At 48.2% G+C, this 11972-nt stretch carries 12 protein-coding genes; 8 read left to right on the forward strand and 4 right to left on the reverse strand.

Annotated features, from left to right (window positions below):
• Nucleotides 1-7: 7 nt before the first annotated feature.
• Nucleotides 8-568, reverse strand: a complete 561-nt coding sequence (locus W04_RS00535; RefSeq protein ID WP_373432689.1) for a prepilin-type N-terminal cleavage/methylation domain-containing protein — start codon at nucleotides 566-568, stop codon at nucleotides 8-10.
• Between W04_RS00535 and W04_RS00540 the strand changes: the two genes are divergently transcribed.
• The 4 genes from W04_RS00540 (at nucleotide 545) to W04_RS00555 (ending at nucleotide 4457) form a co-directional block, all read left to right on the forward strand.
• Entirely contained in the window at nucleotides 545-1801 is a 1257-nt protein-coding gene (locus tag W04_RS00540; RefSeq protein WP_053909383.1) for a DUF418 domain-containing protein, read from the forward strand. The two genes, W04_RS00535 and W04_RS00540, sit on opposite strands and share 24 nt — an antisense overlap.
• A 44-nt stretch (nucleotides 1802-1845) precedes the next feature.
• Nucleotides 1846-2925, forward strand: coding sequence for an ABC transporter substrate-binding protein (locus tag W04_RS00545; protein ID WP_053909384.1), 1080 nt, complete (start codon nucleotides 1846-1848; stop codon nucleotides 2923-2925).
• Nucleotides 2926-2988: 63 nt separating this feature from the next.
• Complete coding sequence (rluF, locus tag W04_RS00550) at nucleotides 2989-3873, forward strand: 23S rRNA pseudouridine(2604) synthase RluF (RefSeq protein ID WP_053909385.1); 885 nt, start codon at nucleotides 2989-2991, stop codon at nucleotides 3871-3873.
• Nucleotides 3870-4457: a GDSL-type esterase/lipase family protein gene (locus tag W04_RS00555; RefSeq protein WP_053909386.1), complete on the forward strand. Its 588-nt coding sequence runs from the start codon at nucleotides 3870-3872 to the stop codon at nucleotides 4455-4457. The genes rluF and W04_RS00555 overlap by 4 nt, the downstream gene beginning before the upstream one ends.
• Nucleotides 4458-4500: 43 nt before the next feature.
• On the opposite strand, the gene W04_RS00560 is transcribed toward W04_RS00555, so the two are convergent.
• Together W04_RS00560 and W04_RS00565 are read right to left on the reverse strand one after the other, a co-directional pair.
• Nucleotides 4501-7572, reverse strand: a complete 3072-nt coding sequence (locus W04_RS00560; RefSeq protein ID WP_053909387.1) for an efflux RND transporter permease subunit — start codon at nucleotides 7570-7572, stop codon at nucleotides 4501-4503.
• Nucleotides 7573-8652: an efflux RND transporter periplasmic adaptor subunit gene (locus tag W04_RS00565; protein ID WP_053909388.1), complete on the reverse strand. Its 1080-nt coding sequence runs from the start codon at nucleotides 8650-8652 to the stop codon at nucleotides 7573-7575.
• Nucleotides 8653-8776: 124 nt separating this feature from the next.
• On the opposite strand from W04_RS00565, the gene W04_RS00570 reads away from it, so the two are divergent.
• Together W04_RS00570 and W04_RS00575 are read left to right on the forward strand one after the other, a co-directional pair.
• Nucleotides 8777-9661: a LysR family transcriptional regulator gene (locus tag W04_RS00570; RefSeq protein WP_045979956.1), complete on the forward strand. Its 885-nt coding sequence runs from the start codon at nucleotides 8777-8779 to the stop codon at nucleotides 9659-9661.
• Nucleotides 9654-9956, forward strand: coding sequence for an MGMT family protein (locus W04_RS00575; RefSeq protein ID WP_053909389.1), 303 nt, complete (start codon nucleotides 9654-9656; stop codon nucleotides 9954-9956). The genes W04_RS00570 and W04_RS00575 overlap by 8 nt, the downstream gene beginning before the upstream one ends.
• 23 nt (nucleotides 9957-9979) lie before the next feature.
• Here W04_RS00575 and W04_RS00580 read toward each other — a convergent pair whose 3' ends face one another.
• Nucleotides 9980-10606 (reverse strand): hemolysin III family protein, encoded by a 627-nt coding sequence (locus tag W04_RS00580; protein ID WP_026111382.1) that lies wholly within the window; start codon nucleotides 10604-10606, stop codon nucleotides 9980-9982.
• Between the two features lie 298 nt (nucleotides 10607-10904).
• Between W04_RS00580 and W04_RS00585 the strand changes: the two genes are divergently transcribed.
• Nucleotides 10905-11156, forward strand: coding sequence for a hypothetical protein (locus W04_RS00585; protein ID WP_053909390.1), 252 nt, complete (start codon nucleotides 10905-10907; stop codon nucleotides 11154-11156).
• A gap of 190 nt (nucleotides 11157-11346) precedes the next feature.
• Nucleotides 11347-11910 (forward strand): LON peptidase substrate-binding domain-containing protein, encoded by a 564-nt coding sequence (locus tag W04_RS00590; protein WP_022946804.1) that lies wholly within the window; start codon nucleotides 11347-11349, stop codon nucleotides 11908-11910.
• The last annotated feature ends 62 nt before the right edge of the window (nucleotides 11911-11972 follow it).

The raw sequence follows: 11972 nt of genomic DNA on the forward strand, positions 1-11972 counted from the left end.
GATAGCGTTAGCACCCTGTTGTTTGGCGAGCGTATGTCGGTGGCTGGTCGGCAGATTGCGCTTGTGTGTAAAGCACATAGCACTGGTCATCTTGCACCGCGCCGTCGTCATCAAAGTCATAGCCAATATAGGTAAAATCGATGCCTTGTTCTTCAAATACCAAGGCGTCGCTAAATTCCACCCGCTTGACGACATCGGTGTTATCTAAGAAAAACCATTTCAACCTCACATCCGGGCTGTCGTCGCTGAGGTCAATGACACCGTCTCGGTTTAAGTCAACATCAATCAGGTCATTGCGCCCAGTCACCGCAGTGGCTCGGTAACTAGGCATCTGCGCCTTCATCTGCATCAGTGTATTCGCCTGTTCGATACTGGTCTGCGCATTGGCTAGTACGGCTATGCGCGCATCATTTTGTAAATTTAAAAATTGCGGTAACACGGTGATACTCAACACCGCCAGAATAACTATCACGATGATGAGTTCAATCAAGGTAAAACCCTTTTGCAAGCGGTGCTTATTAGAGGGGGAACAACAGATGAAGGAATGCATGAAACTGATACCGCGCATAAATACAACCGTGCTATGGTAATGTTTTTTATCGACAATGTCAGCGCTATTTGTATCGTGGAGGGGGGAGTGTCTAAGGCCAGTTTGTTCGCCGAACAAGGGTATTATCGGCAATTAATCACCGATGCACGCCGCACTGAAATTGATGCGTTGCGTGGGCTTGCCATCCTTGGCTTGTTGTTTTTGAATGCCCCTTTTTTCATTTATTTCGATTATGGTTACATCGCACCGCCCGGTACCCATTTAGCCGACTCGCTACTCTATGGCATACAGGTTCTGCTACTTGATGGGCGCTTTCGGGGACTGTTTGTGGCGCTCTTTGTGGTGGGCTTAATTGTCCAGTGGCAGCGCCGTGCCAAGGACTCGCGCGACGAACCTATGCACTATTTACGCGTCAGACTCTATTGCTTAGCGGTCATTGGTCTGGTGCATGGGATGCTATTGTGGGCGGGGGATATCTTACTCGGGTATGCCCTTGCCGGGCTGTTGTTAGTCACAATGTTAGATTCACCCGCGAAACAGCAGCTGCGTCAAGGCATGCTGCTTATTGTTGTTGGAAGTGCAGTGCTATTGACCTTAAGTGGGCTGTATATTGAACCTGCACTCACCTATGACGACGAGCAATACCAAGGGTATCTCAATCAAGATAACTTTCACTTTTTAGCTACGCGCTCAAGCAACGCTATCAATATGCTGCTGATGACCTTGGTATCCCTATTTTCTGTGCTTTGGCTGGAGTTAGGGGCCATGCTATTGATTGCAGCGACATGGCGCAGTGGTTTTTTATCATCGCCTTGGTCACATCAGGTGAAGCTGTCTGTCGGAGCTGGATTGCTGCTCTGCTTACTGCTCAGCGGCATTCATCTTAGCTATGGTAATAGCTTTACGGCGACGCTAAGCCTTATTGCGAACTCCATTAGTGGCACAATCACGGCGTTGGTTGCCTTGCATTGGCTCAGTCGTAGACGCTTACGTATGGGTGTAGGGATTAGGCTGCTTGCGAATGTTGGGCGCTTATCGCTCAGTTGTTATCTGGCACAAAGCGCATTGATGCTGGTCATTACCCATTACTTTGGATTGTATATCGCACAAAACTTTGCGCTAGCGCATTATGCGTTATTGGCCTTTGCCATTATCATTGTGCAATTGCTCGGTGCGAACGCGTATCTGCGCATCTTTACTCAAGGCCCCGTAGAATGGGCTTGGCGCAAAGCGGTAGAGCGATGGCGCTAATACCATCAACATAAACTATACTCAGCGCTAGCCAAGGAGTCCCTGTGAAAAACCATGTTATCTTATTTGCCATCCTTTATGTGTCATCTTGCTTTAGCGCACATGGCGCAATGCGGGTGCTGTTTGTTAACCCATCTACAGCGGGCGACCCTTTTTGGCATAAAGTAGAGACTTTTGCGGTGCAAGCTGCCGGGGACTTAGACATCAATTTAGACATTGTTTATGGCGACGGTCATCGAGAGTTTCAGCATCGAGCCATCGCCCGGTATTTAGCTACTCATCCTGCGCCGGATTATGCGGTGCTTATCAATTACCCCGGCGGCAGTGGTCAGTCTATGCAGTTACTGGAGCAGCGCGAGGTTTATTTTGTCACGTTGGAAGAGACACTGTCCCAACAAGAGCGGGAGCTTGTGCAAAAGCCTGGTAAGCGCTTCCATTATTGGTTGGCGGAGCTGTCCCATGACAACCAACACGCTGGGCAGCAACTCGCTTCTTTTTTGCACAACAAAGCCGTTGAGCAAGGCATAGAGTCACCGCTGGTGGCGGCGATAGGGGGGCACTACGGAGGAGAAACAAACCTGCGTGTGAATGGATTGCGCGACTTTTTAGCAGACCACCAAGGACAACTAGTGCAAGTCGTGCATGGTCGTTGGCAGCAAGAAGTTGCCCGTCAACAAACGGCCAAACTATTACGGCGCTATCCTGAGTTAAGTATCATCTGGTGCGCCTCGGACGCCATGGCGCTGGCGGCTGCACAACAAGCTCAGCAACATGGCAAAGTGGTCAATAAAGATATGTTTATCGGTGGTTTTGATTGGCTGGCCGACTCCTTGAGCGCTATAGCCGATGGTAGGCAAACGGCGTCGGTGGGTGGACACTTTTTGATGGGGGCTTGGGCTTTGGTCAAAGCCTATGATCACCGCTTTTCAGTGTCAAAAAGTAGCACTCAAGAAGTGCGCTTTAAACTGGCAATCGCGCATCAAGGAAACGTCAAGCGCATCCTCCCTTTGGTGGACCCCGATAATTGGCAGCAAATTGATTTTAAAAGCTACACAAGAACCCATAACAGCACACTTGATGAGTACCCCTTCGATTTGCAAAGTATCCTCAATCAACACTTTTAGTTCTGATTTTTGTTGGTAACTGCTTTACAATGCGCAGGTGAAAAAGAAGCAACAAGTAGAACTATGAGTCAACCTACGCGCCTTAATAAATACATAAGTGAAACCGGATTTTGCTCGCGCCGTGAGGCGGATGCGCTGATCAGTGCGGGGCGAGTCAGCGTAAATGGTCATGCGCCACAAATGGGCGATAAAGTGACTGATGCCGACACCATTCACATTGATGGTAAAGCGCTTAAAACTAAGCCTAAACGTGTCTATATCGCCTACAACAAGCCAACGGGTATAACTTGCACCACTGAAAAGAAAATAAAAAGTAATATTGTGCGAGCGATTAACTATCCCGAGCGTATTTTCCCTATTGGCCGTTTAGATAGGCCCTCCGAAGGGCTTATCTTCCTCACCAACGAGGGCGATATCGTCAACAAAATATTGCGCTCAGGGAATAACCACGAAAAAGAGTACGAAGTGCGGGTTGATAAGCCCTTAAATCGGCGCTTTGTTGAGCGTATGAGCGCGGGTATTCCCATTCTTGGCACTGTTACCAAGAAGTGTAAGGTTGAGCAAACCGGGCCGGATAGCTTTCGCATCATACTGACTCAAGGCCTGAATAGGCAAATTCGTCGCATGTGCGAGTATCTTGGCTATGAAGTAGTTACGCTCAAGCGCACGCGCATCATGAATGTGACATTAGCCGGGCTGAAAAGTGGCCAATGGCGCCATTTAAGTGATGCAGAAATGGCCACCATTAATGATCTAATCGCGGACTCTGGTAAAACCGAAGAGCATTCTAAAACTGAGCACAGTGTGCCCTCTGAGCAACATTCCAATACACCGAAGACTGCACAACCAAAGCGCAAAGCCGTACCTCGAGCTCACACAGCGCCTGTTCACAAGCCAAAAAGTAAGGCAAACAAGCGGGTGAAAGGAACATTGAGGCTAAAGAAATGATGCGCTTTATTGGCCTTGTGCTGCTTGTTTTTATAACCGGTTGCTCGCAATCAGACAAAGTGACGTTGCATGCTGGCGATTCTATTTTAGCTTTCGGTGATAGTTTAACCGTGTCAGTGGGTGCAAAAAACAGCACCTATCCCCAGCAACTCGCTCAGCTAACAGGGCTGGAAGTGATAGCCAGTGGTGTCTCTGGCGAGCAAACAGCGCAGGGCCTTGAGCGCTTTAAACGTGCACTCGACACGCACCAGGTTCAGGCGGTGGTGTTACTTGAAGGCGGAAACGATTTTTTGCGTAACCAAGATAGCGGGCAAACAAAAGCGAACCTAGGCGCGATGATAACGCATGCGCAAAGTAAAGGGATTGCAGTGATCCTTGTGGCGGTGCCGACCAAGTCTTTGTTTTTGTCTGACGCGCCGTTATATCAACAATTAAGCGAGCAGTATCAGGTGGTGCTGGTGGCAGATATACTGTCTGAATTACTAGGCGATAACCGCTTTAAATCTGACGCTATTCATCTTAATGACCAAGGCTATCGACGCCTAGCGTTAGCCATAGCCGATGTGATAGAGGTTGAACGCTAACGAAAAAAGCCAGCTTAAGCTGGCTTTTTAATGACTGCTGATCTCATCCGTTGCGACGGTGGCTATGTATGGCAAAGAACCTACAATAAAGCACCGGGACCACAACCAGCGTGAGTATGGTGGCAAAGCCGAGACCAAACATGATGGTCACCGCCATGGACTTAAAGAACACATCGAATAGCAGCGGGATCATCCCTAGAATTGTGGTGATAGCCGCCATGGAAACCGGCCTAACCCTGGAAACGCCAGAGTCAAATACCGCCTCGTAAGGGTCTTTACCTGCAGCTAACTCGATATTGATTTGATCCAACAACACGATGCCGTTTTTAATTAACATGCCTGAGAGGCTCAATAGCCCCAGCAGTGACATAAAGCCAAAGGATGCGCCCATGGCCAGCAAGCCAGCGCTGACACCGACGATGGCCAAAGGCACCGTGGCCCAGATCACCAGCGGTTTACGCACTGAGTTAAACAGCAACACGGTGACCGCGAACATCGCTAGATAACCCAGCGGTAGCGAGCCAAAAATGGCTGAGCGTGCTTTGTTGGCAGACTCATACTCACCACCCCATTGCAGTTCATAGCCTCGGGGCAGGGGAATGGCTTCGATATCGCCACGTACACGGGCGAACAACTTCGCAGGGGTTTCATCGCCAAGTAAATCATGATCCGCCATCACGGTAATGGTGCGCTTACGGTCGCGACGCATGATGAGGGGGTCTTCCCAGCGTACGGTGAAGTCATCCACCACTTGCGTCACTGGCACAAACACGCCTAATACTGGACTGTAGATTTGCAAGTCGCGCAGTGATTCAACGTTTAAACGCTCGTCTTCTGGAGAGCGGGCAATGATTGGCAACAACTGGGTGCCATCGCGATAGAGTCCCACTTTCTTACCCGACACACTGGTGAGCAGTAACTCGTCTAAATCGGTTTTACTTATTCCCAAACGGCGGGCTTTTTGCTCATTGAGCTGTGGGCGGATGAGCTTTGTGCGGTGGCGCCAATCATCGCGAATGTGAAAGGCTCCAGCGTCACTTGCGAGAATTTGCTTCGCTTGTTCGGCCAACTGTCTTAACACCACAGGGTCGGGGCCAGAAAAGCGTGCTTCGATTTTGGCATCGGTCGAGGGCCCGATTTCCATGCGTTTGAGCTTTAGTTTGGCATCAACAATATGATTGCGCTCGTAGTCACGCACCTTAGCTATCATGGCCAATACGGCTTCTCGGTCCTTCACCCGAACAATCAGCTGACCATAGGCAGGGTATTGTTTTTCTGGTGCATAAGTCAGCATAAAGCGTGGTGCCCCTTGACCTATGGTGGCGGTGACCTCCTCAACCAACTCCTGCTCGAGTAAAAACTGCTCGAGTTTGGCGATACCTTTGCTGGTGGTGCGAATATCAGCGCCCTGATAATGCCAATAATCTATGTAAAACATGGGTGTGTTAGAGGCAGGGAAAAACGACTGTTTGACCGATTTAAAGCCCACCACCGCGCCGACTAAAAGGATTAGCATTAATACGATAGTGGTTTTGCCGTAATGCATGGCATGGCGCAAGATAAACTTATAGCCACTAAATAAAAATCCTTGGTAGGGATCTTCATCGCCTGTTTGTGCTTGGTTGTTGTTCTTTGGAATGCGGAACATCACATCAGCAAAAAACGGCGTAAGGGTGATGGCGGTGATCCAGCTCAGTAATAGCGAGATCATCAACACCCAAAATAAGCTACCGGCAAATTCGCCACTGGCATCCGAGCTCAGGCCAATGGGGGCAAAGGCGGTAATGGCGATAACCGTAGCCCCGAGTAAGGGCCATTTGGTTTGGTTAACGATATTGACTGCTGCCTTTAGTTTACTTTGCCCGCGCTTCATATTAATAAGAATGCCTTCGGTGATCACAATGGCATTATCCACCAACATCCCTAGTGCGATGATTAACGCTCCGAGGGAGACGCGTTGTAGGTTGATATCAAAGAGCACCATAAAGATAAAGGTGCCGAGCACGGTGAGCAGCAAAATACCACCAATTAAAATACCGCTTTTAACGCCCATAAACAGCAGCAACACCACGATAACAATAGCCACCGCTTCGACCAGGCTGATAATAAAACTGGACACCGACTTATCGACTTCCTGAGGTTGGTTGTAAATAGCCGCGACTTCCATGCCATGGGGGCGCTGATACTCCAGCTCTGCTAAATGGGCATCGATACGTTGACCCACGTCAACGACATTGACGTTGCTGGCAAAAGAAAGACCAATTAATAATGCCTGTTGTTGGTTGTAGCGCACCATATGCGAGGGCACCTCAGCATACTCGCGATAGACCTTGGCGACATCGCCGAGATAGATGAGCTCGCTGGCACCGGGCTTAGAAATAAGCACATGTTCAAGTTCAACAACATTGTCAAACTCGCCAGTGGGATGCAGGCGAATAGACTCGCCATCGACCATGACGCGACCGGCATTAGAAACGGTGTTTTGCGCTTGCAACAGGGAAAAGATGCGCTCAGGACTGAGTCCCAGTTGCGCGAGCTTATGGGTCGATACCTCGACAATCACTTGGCTTTGCTGCTCGCCGGCTACGGTAACTTTGCCAACGCCATCGACCAGCACCAGTTCACGCTTGAGAAAATCAACATAGTCTTTGAGCTCATCATAGGAGTAGCCATCACCGGTCACTGCAAGGGTGACACCATACACATCACCGAAGTCATCAATGACTTGGCTGGGATACACCCCTGGCGGCATAGATGCCGAAACATCATTAATCTTGCGGCGCAGTTCATCCCAAATTTGTCTTAGGTCCTCTTTGCGATAGGTGCTTTTCATCTCCACCGTAATCTGGCTTTTGCCGTTAGAGGAAATGGAGGTGACATAGTCGACGTAGGGCAATTCTTGAATCGCATTTTCGATTGGGTATGTCACTTCTTCTTCAACCTGCTGCGGTGAGGCCCCAGGATAGAGGGTAATCACCATGGCTTTTTTCAGAGTAAACTCTGGGTCTTCTAACTGTCCGAGAGAAAAGTAAGAGACCGTTCCACCAATGAGCAGAAACAGCGCAAACATCCAACTAATAACTTTACGTTCAATGGCAAATGCAGCAAGATTCATTTATAGGCCTCGCTCTTTTTGCCATGGGCGCACCTGCATCCCTTCTTTGAGATAGTGTACGCCTGCGGCCACTACTTGCTCTCCGCTATTTAGGCCTGAGCGTATCTCTAGTCCGTCTCGGTGCATTTGCCCGACTTCCACCTGGCGTTTATGCACAGCGCCGTCTTTATAGACCCATACATAGCTGTTGTTCGCTAGGCCTTGTTGCGAGTCAGAAAAGACCGCTTCCACCGGAATTTTATGCCATGACTCGGCATTTCCGGTGATTTTACTGATATCAATATACACATGGCCGCTCATCCCCGCTAACAAGTTAAAATCTTCGGGCACGGGTAATGAAAATACCACTTTGTAGGTCAGCGTAGCAGGGTCGGCTTGAGTGTCGTATTCTTTTATGGTGAGCGTATAGGCTTTATCTGGATAGCCGTCAAAGATAACCGTGGGTTGATACAAGGTATCCTTGTTGACGCGGGCCACCAACTTCTCGGGTACCTGGATAACTACGTCCATTAAATCTCGGGTTTCTAAGCGTAAAATATTTTGCTTTGCCTGAATGTTTTCAAAATTCTTAACGAATACTTTGGCAACGGTACCGGCGAAAGGCGCTCTTAACTCTGAGTTGTCTAAGTTAGTTTTAGCAATATTGAATGCCGATTCGGCAACTCGGGCGTTGGCGACTGCTTCATCGAGTTCTGCTTGGCTGGCAATGTTGCGATCATAAAGTGTTTTTACGCGCTTTAGCTGCGACTGAGCCAGGTCGTAACGGGCCTTACGCTCTTCATACTGTAGCTGGAAATCTTCAGGGTCGAGCTTAGCGAGTAACTCGCCTTTTTCCACTTCCTGACCCGCTAACACGGGAAATTCTATAAGTTCTCCATTGACACGAAAGGCTAAGTAGGAGCCTTGGTGGGCGACTACTTCAGCAGGAAAGCTACGCATAACCTTTTCATCAGCGTGACCCACGCTAAAGAGTTTAACCGGCCTGATAGGCGGCTTTTTATCGGTTTTGGGTTGCTCTTGTGAGCACCCCGTTAGTGAAATCATCGCGAGCAAGACTAATACGAATAGACTGCGAGACATGAATGAGACTCCCTGTGAATAGTGTGTATGTATGCCAGTATAAGAGCACGCTGGTGCGTTAGCTTACTTTGCCGTAGACTAAAATAAAAATTATAAATTACTTATAACTTCATAAGGTAATGTTATGAAGCTGGAATGGCTAAAAGTACTTGATGTGTTATCTCAGTGTCGCTCGCTCAGTGAGGCGGCAAAGCGTTTACATAAAACCCAGCCGGCGCTGACGATGATGGTCAAGAAAATAGAGCAGAGCGTCGGTTTTGCTGTGGTCAATCGCGAAGGTTATCGGTTTTCACTCACTGAACAAGGTCAGGCGTTTTGTCGGCGTGCTCAATATGTGCTGCGCGATATGGACGAATTGAGTGAGTTCTCCAGCGAATTAGCTAACGGTAATGAGCCAAAGTTTCGTATCAGTTACGAGCAAGTTTGTGTTGGCGAAGAGCTCAGTATTTTGCTGCGCGATTGCTATCATGCCTTTGCTCACACCGAGTTTGAGATTGACAGTGGTCGGCGATTCACCGCGCTAGAGCAAGTTAATAGCGGAAAAAGTGATTTAGGGATTGGCCCTTGGTTTGATATTTTTCACGCCACCGGCGACTTAGAAAGTTTGCCGCTTGGAGATATTGAAGTGGGTGTTGTGGCTTCACCGGAGCTTATTCAACAAACTCAGATAAGTTACAGAGAGCTCCAAAGTTACCCCTGTGTGGCGATGTTTGAAAGTGATCTGCACTTTGAAAGTGGGCGGATGCCGTTTTTAAATCAAGCGGCGATGATGAAACTCGACGATATATTCGCGCTGCGCTCCATGTTGCTTGCGGGGGCGGGCTGGGCCTTAATGTGTCTCGATTTGTGTCAACAAGAAATAGCGACCGGGCAACTGCAAGTGATTCACCTTAGCGATAGAGAGCACGCGTTTCGCGCGCAGATTCGTGCGTTTCGCCGACATTCGCGTCATCACGGTCCGGTAGCTCGACATGTGTGGGCAAAGTTGCAGGATATAGCCCATGGATAAAGCCGCGATGATTTATCAAGTGGTCGCTGCCATTCCTAAAGGCAAGGTATGCAGTTATGGCGAAGTAGCCAAACGAGCTGGCTTACCTGGCTATGCCCGCTATGTGGGCCATACCCTTAAAAACCTACCCTCTGACTCTCGCTTGCCTTGGCATCGGGTGGTAAACAGCCAAGGCAAAATATCGTTTGCGCAAGGCAGTGATGGGTTCACACGACAACAACAAGCACTGCTTGGCGAAGGCGTGCTTGTAATCGACGGGAAGGTCAATATGCGCCGTTTCGCTTGGCATATCTAACAGCGAGTGTGTGTTATTGGCAACTAAATAATGTATAGGTAAATGGCCAAAAAGTGGCAGGTACAGGCAACCAGCACGAATAAATGCCAGATGGCATGGCTGAGGTGGCGATGTTTGGCGCTGTAGAACAAGGTACCCACACTGAATAATACCCCACCCAATACCAACAACCACATCGCGCCCCCGGGCAGTGCAAGATAAAGTGGATAGATAAACGCAAGCGCTATCCACCCCATCACTAAGTAGGTGGCCAAAGAAATTCTCGGTCGCGGGATTTTTGCAGTTAATTTGAATATCACGCCAAATAAAGCCAACCCCCAAATAGCAAACATGCCTATCCAGGCCCAGTACCCGCCTAGCGCAAGTAATAAAAAGGGCGTGTACGTACCGGCAATTAATAGGTAGATGGCACTGTGATCAAGCTTTTTTAGGACGCGTTTGGCCTTATCACTTACACTGGCGTGGTAAAGGGTCGAACTGACGAACATTAAAATGAGGCTGGCACCGTATACGCTGGTCGCTACCACAGCGGTTATGGATTCGCTGACGAGCACCATAGCGACCAAGGCCACAATAGCGAGTAAGGCACCAAGACCATGGCTTAACCAGTTTAACTTTTCTTCAAACGGGGAATAACCACTCACTTGCATCTGTTTTAACTCATTATTACTTGCTACGACGAACCAACTATAACCGTTCAGCGTACACATGTACACCCAAATAAAAGTGTTAATTCGGAACAAAAATTCGGTTGGTTTAATTCGCTAATTGCAGTGTAAAAAAAGCTAAAAAATAGTTTTTATTTTATGTGGCTAATTTTCCATTTTGCCTGTTGGAAAATAAAAGTTCATTTATTACATGGACTTAAAAAATTTATTGGTTCTGGCACAACCTTTGTAATAGATGATGCGACTAATTAAACAATACCTTAACAACAGGAACATCATCATGAAAACGTTAACCAAGGCAACAATTCTGACTTCCGCTTTATTTGTAAGTTCAATGGCAAATGCGAACTCTCTCACGCAAGAAATTGAACAGGCTGTTCGCTCTGCTGCAAACGAAGCGTATTCATCGCTCATCCAGTCACAGAAACAGGCACTACGTGATGCAACTCAGATGTTATTTTCCGAGCAGCGCCAAGCAGCTGATAAAGCGTCTGATAAAAAGAATGCGAAGGAGCAGGGTGATGACGCTTAATTTTGCCTTACTAGGGCTTATGCTGCTACCCGTAGCAAGTTTGTTTGGTACCTACCTAGGCATTAGTGTCTGCCGTAATTTCGGTTGGTGGGGAGAGTAGTTGTCCTCACCCTAACTATTTCACTGGCGAGTTGATCGGCATTAACAGACATGACGTAGTATACGCACTACTCACCGTCCTAGGATTTTTATGAAGTATGCCGTGTTCCCTCTGCCGCTGGTGTTGTTGCCGCAGGGCGTGACCAAGCTCAAAATTTTCGAGCAGCGATACATTCACATGGTAAAAGAGTGTCTGCGCGAACAACGCGGCTTTGTGATTACCCCATTAGCCAAGGAAAATGACGACCAGACAAGCGAATTTGGTTGCCTAGTTAAAATTATCGATTTTGACCAAGACCCGACAGGCCAGTTGTTGATCACTGTGCAAGGTGAAAGCCTGATGCGCATAGACAACATAACCTACCTTGATAACGGCTTACGCTATTGTACCCACCCCACTGAAATAGAGACTGCGACCGTGCCTGAGGTTGAACTTACCGATTTGGCGCAGGCGTTAAAATGGGTGTTAGACAATAATCCAGAGCTCAAATGCCTATATGATTGCCCTAACTACGACGATGCCAAGTGGGTTGCCTATCGCTGGTTAGAGATATTACCTGTTGATTATAATCAAAAAAAGTTAATAATCCGTGATCACAACTTTGAACAACTGCTCGACTTCCTCCATACTGTAATTAATTTCAACGAGCGATGATCTATCGCGCCACTCCTTGCGTAAATCTCACAAATAAAAGCATTACTGAGGCAGCCAATGGG

This window comes from Pseudoalteromonas sp. SW0106-04, assembly GCF_001293805.1.
Taxonomy (GTDB): domain Bacteria; phylum Pseudomonadota; class Gammaproteobacteria; order Enterobacterales; family Alteromonadaceae; genus Pseudoalteromonas; species Pseudoalteromonas ruthenica.

Bases quoted from the DNA above. Each gene is read 5' to 3' on its own strand.
- W04_RS00585 (WP_053909390.1), top strand. From the start codon at position 10,905: ATGAAAACGTTAACCAAGGCAACAATTCTGACTTCCGCTTTATTTGTA.
- W04_RS00570 (WP_045979956.1), top strand. From the start codon at position 8,777: ATGAAGCTGGAATGGCTAAAAGTACTTGATGTGTTATCTCAGTGTCGC.
- W04_RS00560 (WP_053909387.1), bottom strand. From the start codon at position 7,572: ATGAATCTTGCTGCATTTGCCATTGAACGTAAAGTTATTAGTTGGATG.
- rluF (WP_053909385.1), top strand. From the start codon at position 2,989: ATGAGTCAACCTACGCGCCTTAATAAATACATAAGTGAAACCGGATTT.
- W04_RS00575 (WP_053909389.1), top strand. From the start codon at position 9,654: ATGGATAAAGCCGCGATGATTTATCAAGTGGTCGCTGCCATTCCTAAA.
- W04_RS00565 (WP_053909388.1), bottom strand. From the start codon at position 8,652: ATGTCTCGCAGTCTATTCGTATTAGTCTTGCTCGCGATGATTTCACTA.
- W04_RS00540 (WP_053909383.1), top strand. From the start codon at position 545: ATGCATGAAACTGATACCGCGCATAAATACAACCGTGCTATGGTAATG.
- W04_RS00590 (WP_022946804.1), top strand. From the start codon at position 11,347: ATGAAGTATGCCGTGTTCCCTCTGCCGCTGGTGTTGTTGCCGCAGGGC.
- W04_RS00555 (WP_053909386.1), top strand. From the start codon at position 3,870: ATGATGCGCTTTATTGGCCTTGTGCTGCTTGTTTTTATAACCGGTTGC.
- W04_RS00580 (WP_026111382.1), bottom strand. From the start codon at position 10,606: ATGCAAGTGAGTGGTTATTCCCCGTTTGAAGAAAAGTTAAACTGGTTA.
- W04_RS00535 (WP_373432689.1), bottom strand. From the start codon at position 568: ATGCGCGGTATCAGTTTCATGCATTCCTTCATCTGTTGTTCCCCCTCT.